The organism is Xanthomonas nasturtii, from assembly GCF_001660815.1.
GTDB lineage: Bacteria > Pseudomonadota > Gammaproteobacteria > Xanthomonadales > Xanthomonadaceae > Xanthomonas > Xanthomonas nasturtii.
On sequence record NZ_LYMI01000048.1, the window covers coordinates 1 to 22472 of the forward strand.

At 64.6% G+C, this 22472-nt stretch carries 20 protein-coding genes and 2 pseudogenes; 13 read left to right on the forward strand and 9 right to left on the reverse strand.

Features of this window, described 5'->3' with window-relative positions; genetic code table 11:
* Positions 1–121 precede the first annotated feature (121 nt).
* The 5 genes and pseudogenes from A7D16_RS21810 to A7D16_RS16590 form a co-directional block, all read left to right on the forward strand.
* A pseudogene (locus A7D16_RS21810) lies at positions 122–262 on the forward strand (dipeptide epimerase); the annotation flags it as partial.
* A 634-nt stretch (positions 263–896) separates the two neighbouring features.
* On the forward strand, positions 897–1673 hold the full coding sequence (locus A7D16_RS16575; RefSeq protein ID WP_064634370.1) for a L,D-transpeptidase family protein: 777 nt from the start codon (positions 897–899) through the stop codon (positions 1671–1673).
* Positions 1670–2986, forward strand: a complete 1317-nt coding sequence (locus tag A7D16_RS16580) for an APC family permease (protein WP_064634372.1) — start codon at positions 1670–1672, stop codon at positions 2984–2986. The genes A7D16_RS16575 and A7D16_RS16580 overlap by 4 nt, the downstream gene beginning before the upstream one ends.
* A gap of 214 nt (positions 2987–3200) precedes the next feature.
* Complete coding sequence (locus A7D16_RS16585; RefSeq protein ID WP_064634374.1) at positions 3201–3698, forward strand: hypothetical protein; 498 nt, start codon at positions 3201–3203, stop codon at positions 3696–3698.
* Positions 3699–3875: 177 nt separating this feature from the next.
* Positions 3876–4208 carry a hypothetical protein gene (locus A7D16_RS16590; protein ID WP_003484585.1) on the forward strand — a complete coding sequence of 111 codons (333 nt, stop codon included), beginning with the start codon at positions 3876–3878 and terminating at the stop codon, positions 4206–4208.
* A 54-nt stretch (positions 4209–4262) separates the two neighbouring features.
* On the opposite strand, the gene yiaA is transcribed toward A7D16_RS16590, so the two are convergent.
* The gene (yiaA, locus tag A7D16_RS16595) at positions 4263–4703 is read right to left on the reverse strand and encodes an inner membrane protein YiaA (protein WP_064634376.1); all 441 of its coding nucleotides are present in this window, start codon (positions 4701–4703) and stop codon (positions 4263–4265) included.
* 184 nt (positions 4704–4887) lie between these two features.
* Between yiaA and A7D16_RS16600 the strand changes: the two genes are divergently transcribed.
* Positions 4888–6054, forward strand: a complete 1167-nt coding sequence (locus A7D16_RS16600; RefSeq protein WP_064634377.1) for a PQQ-dependent sugar dehydrogenase — start codon at positions 4888–4890, stop codon at positions 6052–6054.
* Between the two features lie 121 nt (positions 6055–6175).
* On the opposite strand, the gene A7D16_RS16605 is transcribed toward A7D16_RS16600, so the two are convergent.
* The 3 genes from A7D16_RS16605 to tsaD form a co-directional block, all read right to left on the reverse strand.
* Complete coding sequence (locus A7D16_RS16605) at positions 6176–8347, reverse strand: glycoside hydrolase family 3 N-terminal domain-containing protein (protein WP_064634379.1); 2172 nt, start codon at positions 8345–8347, stop codon at positions 6176–6178.
* 230 nt (positions 8348–8577) lie between these two features.
* Entirely contained in the window at positions 8578–8934 is a 357-nt protein-coding gene (gene folB, locus A7D16_RS16610; RefSeq protein ID WP_064634381.1) for a dihydroneopterin aldolase, read from the reverse strand.
* Positions 8935–9018: 84 nt separating this feature from the next.
* Entirely contained in the window at positions 9019–10077 is a 1059-nt protein-coding gene (tsaD, locus tag A7D16_RS16615; protein ID WP_064634383.1) for a tRNA (adenosine(37)-N6)-threonylcarbamoyltransferase complex transferase subunit TsaD, read from the reverse strand.
* A 279-nt stretch (positions 10078–10356) separates the two neighbouring features.
* On the opposite strand from tsaD, the gene rpsU reads away from it, so the two are divergent.
* The 6 genes and pseudogenes from rpsU (at position 10357) to A7D16_RS16645 (ending at position 17556) form a co-directional block, all read left to right on the forward strand.
* On the forward strand, positions 10357–10572 hold the full coding sequence (gene rpsU / locus A7D16_RS16620; RefSeq protein WP_002808376.1) for a 30S ribosomal protein S21: 216 nt from the start codon (positions 10357–10359) through the stop codon (positions 10570–10572).
* 260 nt (positions 10573–10832) lie between these two features.
* Positions 10833–11279 (forward strand): GatB/YqeY domain-containing protein, encoded by a 447-nt coding sequence (locus tag A7D16_RS16625; RefSeq protein ID WP_064634385.1) that lies wholly within the window; start codon positions 10833–10835, stop codon positions 11277–11279.
* A gap of 569 nt (positions 11280–11848) precedes the next feature.
* Positions 11849–12817, forward strand: a complete 969-nt coding sequence (locus A7D16_RS16630; RefSeq protein ID WP_064634387.1) for a YihY/virulence factor BrkB family protein — start codon at positions 11849–11851, stop codon at positions 12815–12817.
* A gap of 84 nt (positions 12818–12901) precedes the next feature.
* Positions 12902–14650 carry a DNA primase gene (dnaG, locus tag A7D16_RS16635; RefSeq protein ID WP_064634388.1) on the forward strand — a complete coding sequence of 583 codons (1749 nt, stop codon included), beginning with the start codon at positions 12902–12904 and terminating at the stop codon, positions 14648–14650.
* A 110-nt stretch (positions 14651–14760) separates the two neighbouring features.
* The gene (locus A7D16_RS16640; protein ID WP_064634390.1) at positions 14761–15807 is read left to right on the forward strand and encodes a bile acid:sodium symporter family protein; all 1047 of its coding nucleotides are present in this window, start codon (positions 14761–14763) and stop codon (positions 15805–15807) included.
* Between the two features lie 168 nt (positions 15808–15975).
* Positions 15976–17556 (forward strand): annotated as a pseudogene (locus A7D16_RS16645) (thioredoxin family protein).
* A gap of 225 nt (positions 17557–17781) precedes the next feature.
* On the opposite strand, the gene cyoE reads toward A7D16_RS16645, so the two are convergent.
* Genes cyoE through A7D16_RS16665 form a run of 4 tightly spaced genes read right to left on the reverse strand, consistent with a single transcriptional unit; the run spans position 17782 to position 21183 of the window.
* Positions 17782–18678, reverse strand: coding sequence for a heme o synthase (gene cyoE / locus A7D16_RS16650; protein ID WP_064634392.1), 897 nt, complete (start codon positions 18676–18678; stop codon positions 17782–17784).
* 2 nt (positions 18679–18680) lie between these two features.
* Entirely contained in the window at positions 18681–19844 is a 1164-nt protein-coding gene (locus A7D16_RS16655; protein ID WP_064634394.1) for a COX15/CtaA family protein, read from the reverse strand.
* A gap of 10 nt (positions 19845–19854) precedes the next feature.
* On the reverse strand, positions 19855–20430 hold the full coding sequence (locus A7D16_RS16660; protein ID WP_064634396.1) for a hypothetical protein: 576 nt from the start codon (positions 20428–20430) through the stop codon (positions 19855–19857).
* A gap of 27 nt (positions 20431–20457) precedes the next feature.
* Positions 20458–21183, reverse strand: coding sequence for an SURF1 family protein (locus tag A7D16_RS16665; RefSeq protein WP_064634398.1), 726 nt, complete (start codon positions 21181–21183; stop codon positions 20458–20460).
* Positions 21184–21243: 60 nt separating this feature from the next.
* On the opposite strand from A7D16_RS16665, the gene A7D16_RS16670 reads away from it, so the two are divergent.
* A complete protein-coding gene (locus A7D16_RS16670) occupies positions 21244–21462 on the forward strand; it encodes a twin transmembrane helix small protein (protein ID WP_017157720.1) in 219 nt (72 codons plus the stop codon).
* Between the two features lie 98 nt (positions 21463–21560).
* Here the strand turns inward: A7D16_RS16670 and A7D16_RS16675 are convergent, their stop codons facing one another.
* The gene (locus A7D16_RS16675) at positions 21561–22436 is read right to left on the reverse strand and encodes a cytochrome c oxidase subunit 3 (protein ID WP_064634400.1); all 876 of its coding nucleotides are present in this window, start codon (positions 22434–22436) and stop codon (positions 21561–21563) included.
* Positions 22437–22472 lie beyond the last annotated feature (36 nt).

A 22472-nucleotide genomic window follows, 5' to 3' on the forward strand; every position in this document is an offset into this window, starting at 1 on the left:
TACCTCGCGCCGCGTCTGCTTGCGCTTGCCGTTGTACTCCGCATCGCCGAAGGTCAGCTGCATCGAAATCGTCCGCTCGGTTCGTTGATCGATTGTCGCAGATCATGCTGCTTTGTTCAGAGCTTCCCTAGATGCGCCCGCGCTCGGGCAGTTCGACCCTACCGAGGGCGGCACGTATTTCGATGAGGCACAGATCCATATCGACGATTCGCCGGGGCTGGGCATCCGCCGCATTCGTGGGCTGGAGCTGTTGGCGGATTGAGTGCTGTTAGCAGAAATCAGCAAAAAATGGTCCTGTGGAAATGGACTGCGCGCAGGAACCGTCCACGAGTGGTGTTGGCCGATTCTGAGTAACCACCGCTCCTGTCTGACGGCTACGCAGTAGTTTTCGTTTGCCGGTGCCAATGAATCGAGGGCGCGGTGCCTTCATTGAAGAACGGAATCAGCGCATCAGATTGCTGGCTGTTTTATTGAAAGCTGTGCGCAACGACCAACTTGACTGGTCCTTGCCCGCCCACCGTCGCGGGACCTTGAGCGGCAGGGATGCCGCGCCAGAGCTTACATGGACGTACTTGCAGCGTGTCCCGCGATGGTGGCCGGGCAAGGGCCCCGCAGCCAAGCCGCAGACCATCCGCTCTGCAACCCGCTCACTGAAGTCAAAGGCTTCAATACAACCGAGCCGCACATATGCGTGACACCACAACAGAGTTGCGTCCACTGCTACAAGCATCACCAACCAGGCGCACAAACATGCCGCGCACAATGCGCCACGCAGCCGCATTGCTGAGTACAGTAGCGACATGAGGGTGTGCGTCACGGGGCCACCTAGCGCCCGTCTCCACACACCGTGTATCCGCCCTGGACTCGTCCCGCTCGACCCATTCACCGGAGCCTGCATGCGCCTTGCCACCGTGTTTCGATCCCTCGTGCTGTTGGCGCTGGCGGGCTATAGCAGCCTCGCCGTCGCGGCCGGTCCGATCGATGCCTTGAATCAAGCACGCGCATTGATTGTGGTGACCACGCCGGACTGGAACAGCACCCAGGCGCGTCTGCAAGCATTCAAGCGTGTGGATGGCGAATGGCAACCGGCCGCAGCGAGCTTCGCAGTGGCGCTGGGCCGCCATGGCAGTGCATGGGGCGAGGGTCTGCATCCGGCACAGACGCAAGGGCCGCAAAAGCGCGAAGGCGATGGCCGCAGCCCTGCCGGCGTGTTCGCCATCGGCCCGGCCTTTGGCTATGCGCCCAGCATCGATAGCGCGATGCCGTACCAGCCGATGAGCGCCACGCATTACTGCATGGATGTACCCAGCTCGCCGCTGTACAACCGCATTGTCGATGCAACGCAGGTGGGCGAAGCAGCCGTTGCCGGCTCCACCGAACCGATGCGCCTGGACCTGCGCCACGCCGGCGATGCGCGCTACAGCGAGGGCTTGGTGATTGCGCACAATCCCAAGGCCATTCCCGGACGCGGCAGCTGCATCTTCGCGCACCTGTGGCGCACGCCAGGCCAGTTCACTGCCGGCTGCACCGCAATGGCAGCGGCCGACATGCAACGCCTGCTTGCCTGGCTGAAGCCGGACGATCACCCCCTGTTCGTGCTGCTGCCGCGCGCCGAGTACGCACGTCTTCACGCTGCGTGGCAATTGCCCGCACTGACCGAGGACGCGCAATGAGCACACCGCAGCCCGCACCGGATGCCACTGGCCTGGTCCGCGTCGTCAGCCGCTGGCAGATTGTCGGCCTGTCGATCAACGATGTCATCGGCAGCGGCATCTATCTGCTGCCCGCCGCGACCGCCGCCCTGCTGGGGCCGATGAGTCTGTGGGCAGTGATGCTGGCCGGCCTGGCGGTGGCCTTGCTGGTGCTGTGTTATGCCCAGGCGGCGAGCTACTTCGATACGCCGGGCGGCAGCTATCTCTACACGCGCGAAGCGTTCGGCCCGTTCGTCGGCTTTCAGATCGGCTGGATGATCTGGCTCACCCGCATCAGTTCGGCGGCCGCCTTGAGCAATGGTCTGGCTGACGCGGTGGCGCGGTTCTGGCCCACGGCCTCCACCGATACCTGGGCGCGCTTGCTGGTGGTGGTCGGTTCGTTGGGCCTGCTCACCACCATCAACGTCATCGGCGTGAAATCGGCCGCGCGCACAGGTATCGCCCTGGTGATCGGCAAGCTGGTGCCATTGCTGTTGTTCGTGGCAATCGGCTTGTTCTATGTGGATTGGTCGTGGGCGTTTGCCGGCACCACGCCCGATCTACGCGACCTGGGCAATCTCGGCGAAGCGGCCTTGTTGCTGCTGTTCGCCTACGCGGGTTTCGAAAACATTCCGGCAGCCGCTGGCGAGTACCGCAACCCGCGGCGCGATGTGCCCTTCGCCTTGATCACCATGATCGTCACCGTCACCTTGATCTACGCCGCGGTACAGGTGGTGGCACAAGGAACGTTGCCCAATCTTGCCGCATCGCCCACGCCCTTGGCCGATGCCGCAAGCCAATTCGGCGGCGAAGCCTTGGCACTGATTCTGACCGTGGGCGCCACCATTTCCATCCTCGGCACCACCAGCAACACGGTGATGCTGGGCCCGCGCTTTTTGTTTGCGCTTGCACGCGATGGGTATGGCCCTGCGTTTCTGGCACGCGTGCATCCGCGCTTCCACACGCCTGCCGCAGCGGTGCTTACCCAGGGCGTGCTGTCGCTTGCATTGGCATTGTCGGGATCGTTTACCCAGTTGGCGCTGCTTTCGATGGTCACCCGCCTGTTCGCCTACATCGGCACCGCAGCAGCGGTGATCGTACTGGCGCGCAGGTACCGGCAACGCACCGACACCGTGCGCCTGCCTGGCGGCCCGGCCATTCCCATCGCCGCCTTGCTGCTGTCGCTGGGGTTGCTGGCCAGCGCCAGTTGGCAGAACCTGGCCGCGGCAGGCGTGGCGCTGTTGGTCGGCTGGGTGTTCTATCTGTTTCCGCGCAAGCAGAGTGAGAACACTTAAGAACGGCAACGAACGGCAATCCATCAGAATTGGAGCGGCGTGCAGCACTGCAGTACTCGCGCCAGGCGAAGATTCCAGGCATTAGCCGTACTTGGATGACAGCGACGCGCCCGCCTGTTGGCAACCGCGCTTTCGCGATGTGCTCGCGCAGCGCTCACGCGTGCCTAACTGCGCACGCCCAACGCTGCGGTTCTCACCTGCGTGGAAGTTTGCGATGAAACTGCGCCATGTCTACAGCACCGCCGATCTCGACAGCGCGCAACGCGTGCTGCTGGCCGCCCGTGGCGCCGGCATCGACAACGATGCGCTGTCGTTGATCGCCCGCTCCGATATCGAACTGCAGGATGTGCCCGACGAACGCAAGGACGCCAAAACCGACTTTCTCCCAGCTGCCGCGCGTGGTGCGGCGACCGGTGGTGCCGCCGGCCTGGTGGCAGGTCTGGTGGCCATTGCGGTGCCGCCGATCGGGCTGACCTTGGCTGGTGCTGGCGTCATGGCACTGGCCGGCGCATTGGTCGGCAGTTGGTCCTCGGCGCTGATCGGCGCAACGGTGCCCGATCCGGTACGGCGTCAGTTCGAAGATGAAATCCAGGCCGGGCGCGTGCTGGTGATTGTCGACGCGGAGCAGGCCGCGTTGCAGGACGCAGAACCTGCCATGGTGGCGGCAGGCGCGACCCCGTTACCGTACGAGGCGGCCTCAGCGACCACCTGACTGACACGTCGTCTTGGAGACACTGCTTGACGCAAGTCGCTGCCGTGATAGCGCACTTCAGGACGCCACAGTGCATCGTGTTGAAATGATCACCTTGATGCCCTCCTCACCCGCTCTGCCAACGAAATTAACACTGCCCACACTACGGTAGGTCGCACATTCACCACGGAGACGCGCATGAACGTGCCGTATCAGATTCCGGGCCGCGCACCGGACGAAGACCGTAGTCAGAACGTATCCACCTATTGGCGTGAACGCTTCACCGAAGAGCCGTATTACACCGAAGGCGATCGCTACGAAGATTACGAAGGTGCCTATCTGGCAGGACATGAGGCGCGCATCCGCGACAACGCGCGCGCCTATGATCAGGTCGAGGCCGAGCTGCATCGCGATTGGGAAGCCAAGCGCGGAACCTCTTCGTTGAGTTGGAGCAAGGCGCGGCATGCCGTCAAGCGCGCCTGGGAAAACGCCGCCGACTTCGTCACTGGCGACGATACACACAAGCGCTAACACGATAACGCCACCGTCGAGGTGGCGTTGTTGCATCGCACGATCTTCAATATGTCAGCCGAGCGCTCGCGATACCGGTACGTTACGCGCACTGCGCGATGCGTCGTTGATATCCATCGCATCGCGGGTATTTTTCTGCACGGCAACTGCGCCGAACAAGCTCAGCGCATAGGCCATCGCATAAAAACCTTTCTCGCTCAGCAATAGGGTGGCGTTGATCAGGCCGATGGTCAGCAGTACCAACGCAGCGATCAGCGAGAACCAGCAGATGGCGTAGTACAACCCGGTGACAGGAATTCCATCGGCACGATCACGCACGCTCTTCTGCAACGACACCGATGCGAACAAACCGAACAGCAACAGCGTGAAGTAATAGCCCTTTTCATTGAGCAACATCTGGGCATTCCACAATCCGATCAGATACGCCGCACCGCCCAGCAACAATGCGGCCCAGGATGCGGCGATAAAAGCAGGCGAGGTTTTTTGCATGGCCATGGAAACTCCTTTTCATGGTGAAACGATGCATGACATACAACGATGTGGGACGCGGACGTCTTGCAGACAGTGATCTGCAACAAGGGCGGCCTCGGCGGCGTCGTGTAAGGTACTTGAAAACCCGACGCGGGACACGTTGCGGGAGGGCTGCAGCGTTACCGCGCCCTTTCCCCTGGAGGACCACATGTCTGTCCGACGTCTGCTTGCACTGGCCTGCTCGGCCACCCTGTTCACCGCCGGTGCCTCAGTTGCCGCTCCCGCGGCCTCCATTCCCAAGGCGCAGTGGCCGTTTCAGGCCACCACGGTTGCCGATTTCGACGAACCCTGGGCAATGACCTTCCTGCCCGACGGCACCCTGTTGGTAAGCGAAAAGCGCGGTACCTTGATGCGCCTGGACCCCAAGACCAAACGCAAGAGCGCCATCACCGGCATCCCGTCCGTGGCGTATGGCGGCCAGGGTGGCTTCGGCGATGTCCTGGCGCACCCGCGTTTCGCCAAGAACGGCCTGGTCTATGTGAGCTACGCCGAACCGGGTCAGGGCGACACGCGCGGCGCCGCGGTGGCGCGCGCCAAGCTCACGCTGGATGCAACCGGCGGCGGCACGTTGTCGGACCTGAAGGTGATCTGGCGCCAGGATCCCAAGGTCACCGGCAACGGTCACTTCGGGCATCGGCTCGCGTTCGGGCCGGATGGCAAGTTGTGGATCAGCTCCAGCGAACGCCAGAAATTCACCCCCGCCCAGGACATGAAGGCCAATCTCGGCAAGCTGATCCGGCTCAACGATGATGGCAGCGTGCCAGCCGACAACCCGTTTGCTGCGCAAGGCGGCGTTGCCGCACAGGTGTGGTCGCTGGGGCACCGCAATATTCTCGGCCTGGCCTTCGACGGCAAGGGGCGTTTGTGGGAACACGAAATGGGCCCGCTCGGTGGCGATGAGTTGAACCTGAGTCAACGCGGCGCCAATTACGGTTACCCCATCGTGTCCAATGGCGACAACTACGACGGCACACCGATCCCGGACCACAACACGCGCCCGGAATTTGCCGCGCCCAAGATCAGCTGGACGCCGGTGATCTCGCCGGCAGGCTTTGTGATCTACAGCGGCAAGCAGTTCCCAACATGGCGCGGCAATGGCTTTATCGGCGGGCTGTCGTCGATGGCGCTGGTGCAGGTGTCGCTGGGCGACCAACCGCGCGAAGTGGCCCGCTACGACATGGGCGCACGTATCCGCGAAGTGGAGCAAGGCCCGGACGGCGCACTATGGCTGCTGGAAGACGAGGCCAGCGGCAGCACCGGACGCCTGCTCAAGCTGACACCCAAAAGCAAGGCGGCGGTCGAAAACGACGCGTAAGCATCGTCGAGTCCGTGCAGTCTAGCTGCGAGCGCCTTGCCCGCAGCTAGGCCGCATTGCAGCAGCGCTTGTAAAGCCGATGCTGATGATGTGCGTGAACCTCCACGTCAAGCAGCGCTACTCAGGCCTCCAGCAGCTCGAAGGTCACTGCCTCGCCGCTTTTGGCCGACGCACATACCCACACATCGAACAGACCCGGCTCCGCACCGAACACGCCCTTGTGATTGGTGAATGCCAGCGCATCGCGCGTCAACGTAAACACGACGTCCCGGCTCTCGCCCGGCTGCAGCAGCACCTTGCGGAAACCCTTGAGTTCGCGCACCGGCCGCACGCGGCTGGCCACGCGGTCGTGCACATACAACTGCACCACTTCCTCGCCTGCCACCTTGCCGGTGTTGCTGACGCGCGTGGTGACGGTCAGTGTCTGATCCCAGCCCACCTGCGCGCTGCTCAACTGCGGCTGCGCATACGCAAACGTGGTGTAGCTCAAGCCATGCCCGAACGGATACAACGGCTCGTTGGGCATTTCGCGCCAGCGCGCCTTGTATTCGGACAGCGTGGGCAATTCCGGGCGGCCGGTCCGCAAATGGTTGTAGAAGTACGGCTGCTGCCCGGTGACCTGCGGGAAACTGATCGGTAGACGCGCCGACGGGTTGTAGTCGCCGAACAACACATCGGCCACGCCGGTGCCGGTCTGCGTACCCAGGTACCAGGTCACCGCAATCGCGTCGGCGTCGCGCACTGCACCACTCAACGCCAGCGCGCGACCGTTACGCAGCAACACCACCATCGGTGTGCCGGTCGCAGCAATCGCTTCGGCCAGCGCCTGTTGCGCCGGCGGCAAGCTGATCTCGGTGCGCGATTGCGCCTCGCCACTGAAGCGCTGCGGCTCGCCCAACGCCAGCACCACCACATCGGCCGCCTGCGCGGCATCGATGGCCGCGGAAATACCGCCCGGCAGCGCCTCTTCCAGACCGCAGCCCGGCACCACGCTCAGATATTCGGTGCCCACCACCGCACGCACGCCCTGCTCCAGGGTCACGTAGCGTTGCTTGTCGCCGAACAAGGTCCAGCAGCCCTCGATGTTCTCGCGGTCCTGCACGAATGGCCCGATCAGTGCGATGCGCTGGCCGCTCTTTTTCAAAGGCAATACCGCGCCTTGGTTTTTCAACAACACGATCGAACGCCGCGCCGCATCGCGCGACAGCGCGTCGTGGGCCGGCAGATGCGCGGTGTCGGCTTCGCGTACCGGGTCCAGCGAGCGGTACGGATTGTCGAACAAGCCGATCGCTTCTTTCAGCTGCAGGATGCGTCGCACGCTCGCGTCCAGGGTCGCCATCGGCACCTCGCCGCTTTCCACCAGCGACGGCAGATGCGCGGCATAAAAACCGCTCTGCATGCTCAGGTCCAGGCCGGCCAGGAACGCCTTCTTGGTCGCGTCGCGCTCATCGACGGCATAGCCGTGCGCGATCAATTCCATGTCGGCGGTGTAATCGGAAATCACCACACCGGGGAACTGCCATTCACCGCGCAGGATCTCGGTCAGCAATTCGTGGTTGGCGCTGGCCGGCACGCCATTGATGTCGTTGAAGGACGACATCACGGTCAACGCGCCGGCATCGAAGGCTGCCTTGAACGGCGGCAGGTGCACATCGCGCAGGGTCTGCGGCGCAATGTCCACGGTGCTGTATTCCATGCCCGCGGCCACCGCGCCATAGGCGGCGAAATGCTTGGGCGTGGCCAGCAGTGAATCGTGGGCTTTCAGATCGCTGCCCTGGAACCCGCGCACGCGTGCGGCAGCAAAGGCAGCGCCCAGCACCACGTCTTCGCCGGCACCTTCGGCACCGCGGCCCCAGCGCTGGTCGCGCGCGATGTCCACCGCCGGTGCGTAGGTCCAGTGCAGGCCGGCCGCAGTGGCTTCGATCGCGGTGGCGCGTGCGGTGCGCTCGGCCAGGTCTGGTTCGAAACTGGCCGCCTCGCCCAGCGGGATCGGGAACACCGTGCGCATGCCGTGGATCACGTCGGCGGCCAGGATCACCGGGATGCCCAGGCGGCTCTCTTCCACGGCGACTTTCTGGATCTGCACACCCAGCGCGGCGCCGACGCCATTGAACAGCGAGCCGACCCGGCCGGCGCGCACCTGCTGCAACACCTCGTCGGCATTGAGCACGTTGGCTTCGGGATTCACGTCCGGCGCGAACGGCCGCACCATGTCGGCGAACACACCCAACTGTCCAACCTTCTCTTCGACGGTCATCCGGGCAATCAGGGTTTCGATGCGATCAGCAGCCATGAGATCCTTGAGAAAACGTTTACATGGCCGTCAATTCTAGCCTGACGCGCCTGCGGGAAGGCAAGTTTTTGAGGGCCGGGCGCTGGGATCGGGGATTTGTAGCGCCCGCTTGCGTTGCGCTTTAGCGCGATGGATCGCCGGCATCCGGGCCCCTGATCCGGGGCCCCCCATGCTTCTCCAGCGCTCGGCCATGGGCAGACATGGCGGGTGAGGCAGGCCCCCGCCCGCCGTCAGGCCACCCGTTCGCGCTCGATGATCACACCCACCGCCTGCGCGCCACGCACCGCACCGGGCTTGCTCAGCTTCAAACGCAGCCAGTGCACGCCGAATTCGTCCAGCACGATCGCCGCGCAGCGCTCGGCCAGGGTTTCGACCAACCCGAAGTCGGAGGCCTGCACGAATTCGATCAAGCGCTTGCTTACCGCCTTGTAGTTCAGCGTATCGGCAATGTCGTCGCTGGCCGCCGGAATGCGGTTATCGAAGCCCATCTCCAGATCGAACCGCAAGGTCTGCCGGATGCGCCGCTCCCAATCGTAGATGCCGATCAGCGCATCGATGTCGAGACCTTCAATAAATACTTTATCCATGGGGAATCGGGAGTCGGGAATGGAGAATGGAAAGAAGCAAGAGCAACAACACACGGTACGGACAGGATCGGGGTAACGTTCTTCCTATTTCCGATTCCCCATTCCCGATTCCGCCGCCGCCAACAGCGGCAAGCTGGCCATATCCCACCGCGGCGTCACATGCACCGCCGCGTCGGCGCGCTCGCCGGCTTCCAGGCGCAGCGCACCGGCGAAGGCGATCATGGCGCCGTTATCGGTGCACAAGGCCGGGCGCGGGAAGCAGACCCGGCCGCCGCGGCGTTGCGCGGCCTCGTGCAGCCGCGCGCGCAGGCGCTTGTTCGCGCCCACGCCACCGGCCACCACCAAGGTATTGCAATCGGCCGCATCCAGCGCGCGCAGGCATTTGATTGCCAGGGTCTCCACTACCGCGTCTTCGAAGCCGCGCGCGATGTCCGCCCGGGTGGTGTCGGACTGGTCGCTGGCCCGCCAGGCCAGCAGCACCTGGGTCTTGAGCCCGCTGAAACTGAAATCCAGCCCGGGCCGGTCGGTCATCGGCCGCGCGAATTTATAGCGCCCCGGCGTACCGGTTTCGGCCAGCGCCGCCAGCTGCGGGCCGCCCGGATACGGCAGGCCCATCATCTTGGCGGTCTTGTCGAAGGCCTCGCCGGCCGCGTCGTCCAGGGTTTCGCCCAGCACTTCGTAGCTGCCCAGCGCCTTCACCGAGACCAATTGGGTATGCCCGCCCGACACCAGCAAGGCCACGAACGGCGGCTGCGGCGGGTCGTCTTCCATCAACGGCGCCAGCAAGTGGCCTTCCATGTGATGCACGCCGATCGCAGGGACGTCCAGCGCCCACGCCAGCGAGCGCGCTACGCCCGCACCTACAAGGAGTGCGCCGACCAGCCCCGGCCCGGCGGTATACGCCACGCCATCCAGTTCATCGATCCGCAGCCCGGCCTCGCCCAGGGTCTGGCGGATCAGCGGCAGCAGTTTGCGCACATGGTCGCGGCTGGCCAGTTCCGGCACTACGCCGCCGTATTCGGCATGCAGTGCGATCTGGCTGTACACCGCATGGGCGCGTAGCGCCGGCACGCCGGACAAGGCGGTGTCGTAGACCGCCACGCCGGTCTCATCGCATGATGATTCGATCCCAAGGACTTTCACGGCAGCTCGGCAGGTACAGACATGCGCGTATTTTCGCAGTTTTTGCGCTGCGCAGATGCGCCGGTGACGCGATGCTGCGCCGCCTCGCGCGCGCTGCCGTTTCCGGCCTGCGCGCACGCTTTACAAGCGTCGTGCCGGAAAATTCTGCCGGGGGCTTGCAGGTCGTTGGCAAGTCGTTATAATGCGCGGCTCGCCGGGGCAACCCGGAAATTCCGTCACGCGAGTCCGCTCGCACCCGCCCGGGGCTCCCGGACGGAAATCCCATTTTCTGGAGAACACATGCCCAGCGTTAAAGTCCGCGAGAACGAGCCCTTCGAATTTGCGCTCCGTCGTTTCAAGCGCACCTGCGAAAAGGCCGGCGTGCTGGCCGAAACCCGCAAGCGCGAGTTCTATGAAAAGCCGACCCAGGAGCGTAAGCGTAAGGCTGCAGCTGCTGTGAAGCGTCAGTTGCGTCGTTCCTCGCGCGACGTCACCAAGCGCCAGCGCTTGTATTGATCGAACGCGGTTCCTTGCCGATGGGTCTGCGCTGAAGGCGCGACCCCTCGGGAGCGAACCCAAGAGCCGGCACGCGCAAGCGTCGCCGGCTTTTTGTATTGGCCTGTCATAAGGCATCAACGACATCGCGCAGTGCAGGCGACATGCATGCCGCCCACAGCGTTCGTCGCCACGCGCGTCCTGCCCCACATTTCGGTCGACGCACCAGCCCGTTCCGGCGCATCGGCCACCCTTGGACACCCACCCTCAGGAGTCAACGCATGCCTCTCAAGCAGCAGCTCACCGATGACATGAAAGCCGCCATGAAGTCCGGCGACAAGCACAGCCTGGGCGTGATCCGGCTGATCAACGCCGCGATCAAGCAGAAGGAAGTGGACGAGCGCATCGAGATGGACGATGCCGCCGTGATCGCCGTGCTCGACAAGATGGTCAAGCAGCGCAAGGACTCGGTCACCCAGTTCGAAGCCGCCGCCCGCGACGACCTGGCGCAGATCGAGCGCGAGGAGATCGTGGTGATCGAGCGCTATCTGCCAGCCAAGATGAGCGAAGCGGAAATCGTGGCGGCCATCCAGGCCGCAATCACCGAGACCGGTGCCAGCAGCCCTGCCGACATCGGCAAGCTGATGGGTGCGCTCAAGCCCAAGCTCGCCGGTCAGGCCGACATGGGCCTGGTCTCGACTCTGGTCAAGCAGCACCTGGCAGGCTGATGTCACCGCAGTGCCCTGCGCCAAGGCCAGGGCACTGCGGACGGTGCGCAGCGCCTGCAGCGGCGCTGCTCACTGCCACGCTGCTGTGCTACGTGGCGAGTGGGCCTTCCAGTTGAAGAGACGAGCGTCCCAACGAGCCTTTTTGGTGTGGTCCGGTCTTCTGAAGACACGGCTGTCGCATCTCTGCGACACGCGAAGCACTCCCCAGGACGCAACACCACGTTCAAACGCACCCAGCCGCGGTGCCGCACATCCTGCGTGCTTATAAAAACTGCGCGGCGCTCGGACTTGGACAGCTTGCGCGCTGAAGCACGCACACGTCCAGCTCGCACGAGTTGAAATGGAGGGCGCACATACGGCGCACGTCGCTGCCGATAACCGGCAGGCCACCCACGCCAGCTGGTACGCCCAGGTTCCACCTTTGATACGTGCGCGCTTTCACCCCTCCTTCGATCCGGCCCTGGTAGAAGAGGTGCGCCAGCGCAGGCGCGGGCAAGGTCTTTCCGCATACCGACTTTGCTCTGATTTCGCCTGCGCGCATAACGGTATGCGCCAAGGATTCTCCGCCGGTGACCACGCTTTCGACCACCTATCTGCACAAGCACCTGAGCCGTCTGCAGCGCAGCGTGCCGATGGCACTGTTGAACCGCTTTATCGAGATCGACGTGATGACGCAGGCTGCGTCGTTGTCGTTCTACGCACTGCTGTCGCTGGCCCCGCTGTTGGTGCTGCTGTTGTGGTTGACCGCCTCGCTCTACCCCCCGGCGCAGGAAGCGTTGGTGCAGCAAGTCGCGCAACTGGCCGGCGGCAGCGCCGCCGAAGTGGCCCAGACCATCATTCGCAATGCCACCGACCAGCCCGGCGTTGGCTCGCTGGCGGGCTTGTGGAGCACGCTGTTGTTGTTCATCGGCGCCACCGCGGTGTTTGCGCAGTTGCAGAACGCCTTGAACCTGATCTTCCGCACCGACAAGCAACGCCTGGACGGCCTGATGGCGTGGTTGCAGAAGCGGGTGTTCTCGTTCGGGGTGATCCTGGCACTGGGCTTTTTGCTGATCGTGTCGATGATCGCCACCACTGCATTGCAGGTGGTGTTCGCGCGCCTGCCATCGGTGCTGCCGGCGGTCGGCTACGTGACCACGCTGGCCCTGTATTCGCTGGCGTTCGCGTTCCTGTATCGCTACCTGCCCGATCGCACCGTCGATTGGCGCCAGGCATTCCTGGGCGGCGTCATCACTGCACTGTTGTTTGCGCTGGGCCGCTATGCCATCGGCGTGTACATCGCCACCGCTGCGCCGGGGAGCGCGTATGGCTCGATGGGAACGCTGGTCATCCTCCTGGTGTGGATGTACTACGCCTCGGTGGTGTTCTTCGTTGGCGCCTTGATTACTGCGGTGATCGATGAGCGCGTGCGCTCGCATCGCAAATTGCGCGAGGCCGGGGTAGACCCCGAGCATCCGCCGGTGATCGTGCCGCCTGCCGATGCAGCACCTGCGTCGCCAGCCTCGGAATCGGCGTCGGCAACGCCGCCTCGCGGCTGAGGACAGCTGCGGTTTTCGCACCGTTGGCGCAGTCGGCGGTTGCCGGGACAGGGCGCTGGCAGGCCGCTGGGATATCCTAGCGGGATGGCCCGCATCCCCGACGCGTTTATCGACGAACTGCTCGCCCGCACCGACATTGTCGAGGTGGTGGGCGGTCGGGTGCCGCTCAAGCGTCAGGGCAAGGAATATTCGGCGCGCTGCCCCTTCCACGACGAGCGCTCGGCCTCGTTCACCGTGTCGCCGACCAAGCAGTTCTATCACTGCTTCGGCTGCGGCGCGCACGGCACCGCCATTAGCTTTCTGATGAATTACGACCGCCTCGAGTTTCTCGATGCGGTCGATGAATTGGCCAAGCGCGCCGGTATGGAGATTCCGCGCGACACCCAGCAGCGCACGCCGCAACAGCAGGACGACAGCCGCGAGCTGTATTCGGCACTGGAAGCAGCCACCAAGTTCTTCCAGCGCCAGCTCGAAGGCAGCACCCGCGCCCGCGACTATCTGGACGGGCGCGGCGTGGATGCCGACAACCAGGCACGCTTCCAGATCGGCTACGCACCCGACGGCTACAGCGCCCTGAAGGATACCCTGGGCACCGACGCGCGCCGCATGAGTGTGCTCGAACGCGCTGGCCTGTTTTCCAAGAACGACCGCGGCCACGTCTACGACAAGTTCCGCGACCGGGTGATGTTTCCGATCTTCGACCGCCGCGGCCGCGTGATCGCCTTCGGTGGACGCATCATGGGCGCGCCGGCCGATGGCCGCGACCCGGGCCCGAAGTACCTCAATTCGCCGGAAACCGCGCTGTTCCACAAGGGCCGCGAGCTGTACGGCCTGTGGCAGGTGCGTCAGGCCAATCAGAAGATCGAACGGCTGATCGTGGTGGAGGGCTACATGGACGTGGTCTCGCTGTTCCAGTTCGGCGTCACCCAGGCAGTGGCCACGCTGGGCACCGCGACCACGCCCGAACATGCCGAGCTGCTGTTCCGCAACGCGCCGGATGTGTACTTCTGTTTCGACGGCGACAACGCCGGGCGCAAGGCCGGCTGGCGTGCGCTCGAATCGGTGCTGCCGCGCATGAAGGACGGCCGCCAGGCGTTTTTCCTGTTCCTGCCCGATGGCGAAGACCCGGACACCATCGTGCGCAAGGAAGGCGCGCAGGCCTTCGATCAGCGCCTGAAACAGGCCACGCCGCTGTCGCAGTTCTTCTTCGACGAGATGTCGCGCGAGATCAACCTGCACACGCTCGACGGCAAGGCACGCCTGGCCGAACGTGCGCGTCCGATGCTGGCGCAAATTCCGGAAGGCGCGTTCGGCGATCTGATGAAGCAGGAACTCTCGCGCCTGACCGGCGTTGGTGCGAGCACGTCCGCGCAGCAGTCCGCAGCCAAGCCGCGGCCGCCTGCACGCATGGGTGCGCCCACGCAGAAACGCAGTCTGGTGCGTGCCTCGATCGCCATCCTGTTGCAACAGCCGTCATTGGCAATGAGCCTGGAGGGTGACCATGATTTTTCCGGGTTGCGCCTGCCTGGTATCGAGTTGTTGATGGAGCTACTGGCGTTGGTACGGCAACGGCCGGAAATCAGCACCGGCGCGCTGCTGGAGCACTTTGCCGAGCGCGAGGAGCAGACCGCCTTGCAGAAGCTGGCAGCGCAGGAGTTACCTGGCGACGAGCATAGTTGGGCGATCGAATTGCACGACGTCGTCGCCCAGCTCGACAAGCAATTGCTGCGTCAGCGCGTGGAAGAACTGCAGGCCAAACAGCGCGCGCAAGGGCTGGACGACACCGACAAATACGAAATGCGCGAGTTGCTCAAGGCACTTGCGGCGCTGTAATGCCTCGCCTCCCAGCGTCATGGCGGGGACGCAACAGGCACCGCTGCGCTGCTGCGCACCTAGGCGGATGGTGACGCGGCGCCACAGGCAGCGCCCGCACGCGTCGTAGAATGGCGCGCACAAGGCGCGTGATCGCGCGCTACCGTCGGACCTCGATGAAGAAGCTGCTGGCGCGGTTGCGCATTGACCCTTTCACCCTCGCGCTGCTGTGCACGGTCACGCTGGCCTCGTTTCTCCCGTTTTCAGGCACGGCCGCTGCGGTCATGGACGATGTCACCGACGTGGCGATCGCCGCGCTGTTTTTCCTGCACGGTGCGCGGCTGTCGCGCGAAGCGGTCAAGGCCGGCGCGTTGCACTGGCGGCTGCATCTGGTGATCCTGGCCTGCACCTTCGTGCTATTCCCGCTGCTGGGGCTGTTGTTCAAGCCGCTCGCGCATCTGGCACTGACGCCGGAGCTGTATATCGGCGTGCTGTTCCTGTGCGCGCTGCCGTCCACGGTGCAGTCTTCGATCGCATTCACCTCGATGGCGCGCGGCAACGTGCCGGCCGCAGTCTGCGCAGCCTCGCTTTCCAGCCTGCTGGGGGTATTTTTCACCCCGTTGCTGATGGGCGCGCTGGTCGGTAGCCAGGGCGCCATGGCGCATCCGGCCGAGGCGATCGGCAAAATCCTGCTGCAGTTGCTGGTGCCGTTTCTGGCCGGCCATTTTCTGCGTCCGTGGATCGGCGGCTGGGTCGAACGGCACCGTGCCGTGCTGCGCTACACCGACCAGGGCACCATCCTGCTGGTGGTCTACACCGCCTTCAGCGCGTCGGTGAACGAAGGGCTGTGGCAGAAGACGCCGCTGCCTGCCTTGCTGGCGGTACTGGGCGCGGCAGCATTGTTGCTGGCCACGGCGATGCTCTCGATCACCTTCATCGCGCGGCGCCTGCGCTTCAGCCGCGCCGATGAAATCGCCATTGTCTTTTGCGGTTCGAAAAAAAGCCTGGCCACCGGCGTGCCGATGGCCAAGGTGATGTTCGCCGGCGGGGGGCTTGGCGCAATCGTGTTGCCGATCATGCTGTATCACCAGCTGCAGCTGATCGTGTGCGCCTTCGTGGCCGCACGTTATGCGCGCACTGCGCCGAGCGAGCCGCGCGCCGCCACCGGGCCTCACTGACTGCGCGCCGCCAGCGCGCACTCGCTGCGTCCGACGTGACAGCAGTTCGCGTCGCAGGCCGATCCGGGTTGTAAGCAGATATACAACGGTTATCACGCGCTGCCGCACGGGCGCGCCAGCGCTCGCTAGCGTGCTCGATCGCCCTCCTGCCGCCCCACGGTGATTGCCATGACGCTGTCGCTTCGACGCCCTTCCCCGTCCATGCTCGCGCTGCTGGCGGTGCTGGCCACGCTCGCTGCCTGCAACAAGCCTGCCCCGCCGGCGGCGCCCGCACAGCGCAAGACCGCCTCCACACCGGCACCGGCGTCCAGCATCGCCTGGCGCGAAGGCGACGTGGACGATGCCTTCGCCGAAGCCAAGGAAAGCGGCAAACCGATCCTGTTGTACTGGGGCGCAGCCTGGTGCCCGCCCTGCAATCGGCTGAAGGCCACGCTGTTCAAGGACCCGGCCTTCATTGCGCGCACCCAGCAATTCGTCGCGGTGCACCTGGATGGCGATTCCGAAGGCGCACAGGCCTGGGGCTAGCGCTTCGGGGTCAAGGGCTATCCCACCATCATCGTGCTGCGCCCGGATCACAGCGAAATCACCCGGCTGGCAGGCGATGCCGATAACGCACGCCTGACCGACGTGTTGCGGGTGGCGGCAAGGAGCACCAGCACCGCCCAGCAATTGCTCGACAAGGCGCTGCACGCGCCGCAACAGCTCAGCGCGGACGACTGGGCCGTGCTCGGCAACTATGCCTGGGGCACCGACGACCGGCTGGTCAAGCCCGACGAGGCTGCCGACGTGCTCACCCGGCTCGCCACAGCGGCGCCGCAGCCGGCGCTGCAGCGCAGCTTCGCCCTGGCAGCCATTAGCGCCGCCAAGCACCCGCCGGCCGCCAGCCCGGCCAATCGCAGCTTGCTGGAAGCAGTGCTCACCGACCCGGCAGAGGTGCGCGCCAATCTCGGCACGCTGAGCCATGTACCCGTGCGCCTGATCACCGCCGCCAGCAACCAGGCCAGCGAGCGCGCCACGCTTTCCAATGCACTGAATCAGGCCCTGGACAAGGTCTACGCCGACACCTCACTGCCGATCTCCGACCGGCTCGGCACCGCGTATGCACGCATCCAGCTGGCGCGCCTGGCCCAGGGCCAGCCCACCGAAACCCAGGCCAAAGGCCCGCAACCGCCGCTGCCGAAGGAGGTCGTAGACACCGTGCATCAGCGCGTGCAGTGGGCAACCGACACCGCCAAGACCGACGAAGAGCGTCAATCCACCATCAGCACGGCATCGGCATTGCTGAGCGAAGTGGGCGATGGCAGCAGGGCCGAGCAAGTGCTGCTGGCCGAGCTGTCGCGCAGCAAGACGCCGTACTACTACATGCCCGAGTTGGCGGATCTGGCCGAACAACGGGGCGACAAGAAGACCGCGCTGTCCTGGCTCAGGAAGGCCTACGAAAGCGCGCAAGGCCCCGCCACGCGCGTGCAATGGGGCGTGCTGTATGTGGATGGGCTGATCCGGCTCAGCCCCGACGACACCGCCGGCATCGAAACCGCCGCCACGCAGGTGATCGGCGAACTGGCCGGGCAACCGGATGGCTATCGTCAACGCACACGTCAGCGCTTCGCCACGCTTGGCAGTGCACTGAAGACCTGGAGCAAGCAGCATCGCCAGCAAGGCAGCGCGGTGCTGACGCGCCTGCAACAAAAAATGCAGTCCAGCTGCGACAGCAAAAACACCAGCAAGTGCGCCAGCTGGTTGAGCTGAGCTGAAAAGGTGGCGTTGCTGTTGCCGGCACGCGTGATGGATCGATGGATATACGAACGAAATCGCGGCGTCTGCTGACGTGGGCGCCGCCGGTGATTTCGACGTGACGCAGGTGGCCTGTCTGTGCGACGAGCACTCGCTGCATGCCAGCATGCGCTTCAGGCGCCTTGTACGGGAAACACCGATTACCACGGCGTGTCTCGCGGCAGATCTACACCGCTGCCACTAGCGCACCCACGGCAACAAGAGATGGTCGACCATCAAGAAGGCGAACAGCGCCATCAGGTACACGATGGAGTAGCCGAACATCTTCATCGAAAACAGCTCGTCGGGCGGGTCGAGCATGCGCCACGCGTACCAGAGAAACACCGCGTTGAGCACCACTGCTCCACCTAGATAGAACACCCCGCTCATGCCCACTGCCACCGGCAGCAAGGTCACGATCGCCAGCAACACGGTGTAGACCAGGATCTGCTTGCGCGTATGCGGCACGCCGTGGGTCACCGGCAGCATCGGAATCGCCGCCTTGGCGTAATCGGCCCGGCGAAAGATCGCCAGCGCCCAGAAATGCGGCGGCGTCCAGATGAAGATGATCAGCACCAGCAGCGAGGCATTGATCCAGTCGGCGCTGGTCGGCAATCCGGTCACTGCGGCCCAGCCCAGCATCGGCGGCGTGGCGCCGGCCAGCCCGCCGATCACGATGTTCTGGGATGTCGCGCGCTTCAGGTACACGGTGTAGATCACCGCATAACCGATCAGCGAGGCGAAGGTCAGCACCGCAGTGATGACGTTCACCCACATCACCAGGATGGTCATGGAGATCACGATCAGCACGCTGGCGAACAGCAACACCTGCCAGGGCCGCACCTTGCCCACCACCAGCGGGCGCCATGAAGTGCGCGCCATCTGCGCGTCGATCTTGGCGTCGAGCAACTGATTGATCGCCGCCGCCGCCGAAGCCGCCAGCCAGATGCCCAGGAAGCCCAGCGCGCCGGTGCGCACCTGCAGCCACGTCGGCATGTCGGGGATGGCCAGGAACATGCCCACCAGAGCGGTGAACACGATCAGTGCCACCACCTTGGGTTTGGTCAGATCCCAGTAATCGCGTGCGCTGACAGCCATGCTCACTCCGGCGCGCGCAGCCGCGCCAGCAGCGAGACCAGCACGAACAGCAAGGCCACCGCACCGCCGTTATGCATGACCGACACCTCCAGCGGCAGCGCCAGCTTGACGTTGAGCATGCCCAGCGTCACCTGCACGACGACCAGCAACGCCAGCGCACCTGCCCACACCCGCATCCCCGGCGAACGCGACAGACGCCACGCCAGCCACCACAGATACAGCGCGGTCGCAATCGCCCACAGCCGGTGCGCCATCTGGATGGCGATACGCGCCGCGCCATCCAGCACGCCGCCTTCGTAGTCCACGCCGATGCCGCGCCACAGCGTGAAGCCTTCGCGGAAGTCATGCGGCGGCCACCACTGGCTGACGCAGCGCGGGAAATTGTCGGCCGACCAGCTGCCACCACCGCAGGCCAGTGCCGCGTAGTTGGCGCTGACCCAGCCGCCGAGTGCAATCTGCAGGCCCAGCACCGCCACGCCCAGGCGCAGCAGCCACTTCAAGCGCGACGCGTCGGCCAGCGTGATCGGCAGGTGCGTTGCGCGCCACGCCATCCACACCAGCAGCGAAAACATCAGCATGCCGCCCAGCAGGTGCCCCATCACCACGATGGGTTTGAGCAGTAACGTCACTGTCCACATGCCCAGCAACGCCTGGAAGATCACCACCGCCAGCGTCAGCACCGCCGCGCGCGCCAGATCGATATTGCTCCAGCGCAATGCCGCCAGCAGCAAGATGGCCTCACCCGCAATCGCCACGCCAAAGGCCACGGTGTGCCAGCCGGACATGTAGAGCGGGATCGACAACGCCACCAGCACCGCCGCCGACACCACCTGCGCAATGCCCTTGCGGCGACGACGCACCGCCAGCAACGACAGCACCAGCACTTCCACGCCCAGCGCGCCGGCCAGGAAACGGTGCACCTGCTCGCGCCAGGCCTTGTGCGATTCCAGCGGGCGGATCTTGCTGGCCACATGCGTGTTGGCTTCGTCGCTGGTTTGCGGCCAGGTCACACGGCCGTAGCAGGTCGGCCAGTCCGGGCAGCTCATGCCGGCATCGGACAAGCGCACGAACGACCCGAACAGGATCGTGCTCGCAGTGAACAACGCCGCCAGCCAGGCCATGCGATGGAAGTGACGGAACAATGCCGGTGGCGCAAACAGATTCATCGAAACGGGCTCACATCAGTTTCAGCAGCTTGACCAGATCCGAGCGCAGGCCGGCCGGCGCGAAGCCCGGGGCATAACGCAGGATCACGAAGCCATTGGGGTCGATCACATACACCGGCACGCCGGCCGCATCGTTGCCACGCGGCAATGCCTGGCGCAGGCGTGCATCGTCGCGTAGCACGCGCAATGCCGGCATCGGCGGCAGCACGGCCGGCGGCGCGCCGATCCACACGATTTCCACCTTGTCGGCGCGGTGTCCGAGCAGCTGCCACACCTTGTCCAGTTCCGCCGCCAGCACCACGCACTGCTGCGTGCAGCCAGCCGGCGGCGCCACCGCAATGCGCCAGATGCGCTCGCTCGGCGCCCACGCATACGGCTGCCCGTTCGCACGCACCGGCACCAGCGCACGCAGGTCGGCGGGCGGTTTCAGCAGTTCGCCGTTGTTGCGCATCGATGCCGGCTGCCATCCGGAGAAGCGCAGCACACCGGCCAGCAACATCGAGCCGAAGAACAGCGCCGCCAGGGCAATCAGCATCCTGCGGCCGCGTTTGACCGCGTGCGGCGTGGCCGATGTGGAGGAGGTCATGCCGGCGATTTTCTCATGCCGCAGGCGTCAGTGCCCGCGTCGGCGGCGACGTCGCGCACGCCATGTCAGCAGCGTGGCGGTGGCCAGGACCGCGGCAGCCAGCCCGAACCATTGCACCGCGTAACCCAAGTGCCGCGCGGGTGGCAGCGTATTCGGCAGCATCTCCAGATCGCGTGCGTAGCCAACCGGCAGTGCGGGGTCCAGCCGCAGCACCTGCGACGAAATGTCGCGCCTGCCAAGCGTGCTTCTTAGCGCCTCCGCATCCAGGCGCGTGGCCAACCAGGTCTGCGGCGTACCGGCGGGGGCCAATGCCGGCCCCAACGCAAGTCCGGCCGATGGCGGCGCGCTGAGCAACCCCCGCATTGCCTGGGTCCCGCGCAGTGGCGTGATCGTCGGTAACTGCCGATTGGCCGGCAACGGCAGCCAGCCCAGATCGATCAGTAGCGTACCTGGGCTGTCTTGCGGCGCGGCAAGTTGATAAACGCGCACACCGGCGCGCCCTGCATGCAGTTGGTTGTCCAGCAACACCTGGTGCGGCAGAAAACGCACCTCTCCGCTCACCCATGCCAGCGCATGCGGCGTGGCTAACGCTTGCACCAAGGTCAACGGCATCTCGCGCACATGCGCAGCGCGTTCCAATAACGCTTGCTTGCTGTGCAAGCGCTGCAGCTGCCAGTACCCAAGCGCCGCAAAACTCGCGCTGACCAGCAACGCCAGACACCAACCCAGCACCGCCGTGTGCTTGCGCATCATGACAAGCGACGCAAAAAGGCGTGCAATGCCGTTACCACGCCGACGACCACCGGGGCTGTTGTGAACGATTCGCTCAAGACGCTGCTGATTGTCGCTTTCCTGATCGTGATCCTGTGGAACCTGGGCGCCGGACTCTATTACCTGCTCACCGACCGCGGCCAGACCAAGCGCACCGTCAACGCGCTGACCTGGCGCATCGGTCTATCGGTTGCATTGATTGCCATCGTCATCCTCGGCATCTACACCGGCTGGATCAAGCCGCATGGCATCGGCCGCTGACGCGGCCGATGAGATTGGGGATTCGGCAGTGGAGATTCGTCAAAACTAAACCCGGCCGCCTTCGCGAATCCCGAATCACCAACCCCGAATCCCCGCCCTCAAAGCACATACACGAACAGGAACAGCGCCAGCCACACCACGTCGACGAAGTGCCAGTACCACGCGGCCGCTTCGAAGGCGAAGTGGTTGTCGCGGCTGAAGTGCCCTTTCGCAGTGCGTAGCCACATCACCGCCAGCATGATCGTGCCCAGCAGCACATGCATGCCGTGGAAGCCGGTCAGCATGAAGAAGGTCGAGCCGTAGATGCCCGAGCCGAGTGTGAGATTGAGCTCGGTGTAGGCGTGGATGTATTCCTCCGCCTGCAGGAACAGGAATATACAGCCCAGCAGCACGGTCAGGCCTAGCCACAACAGCAACCCGCCGCGGCGCCCGCCCTTGAGTGCGTGATGGGCGATAGTCAGCGTCACACCTGAGCTCAGCAAGATGAGCGTATTGATCAGCGGCAATCCCCAGGCTGGAATGGTCTGGAATTGCCCGCCGATCGTGCCTGGACCGTTGGTCGGCCAGGCGGCGGAATAGCCGTTCCACAACAGCTCGTTGGTCATTACGCCATCGCCTTCGCCGCCCAGCCAGGGCAGTGTCAGCACGCGCGTATAGAACAACGCACCGAAGAAGGCAGCGAAGAACATCACCTCGGAAAAAATGAACCACACCATCCCCATGCGGAACGAGCCGTCCACCTGGCGGTTGTAGTTGCCGGCGTTGGACTCGCGAATGACGTCGCCAAACCACATGAACAAGGTCGCGAGCAACATCGCCATGCCGGCAAAGAACGTCCAGCGCCCCCATGCCGCGTCGTTGAGCCAACTGGCCACGCCAATCATCATCACGAACATCGCAATCGACCCGACAAAGGGCCATTTGCTCTGTGTCGGGACGAAATACGCATCGGCGTTGGAACTGTGATCGGCCATGGCGCTGCTTCCGTGTCGTGGTACGGGTGGATGAAG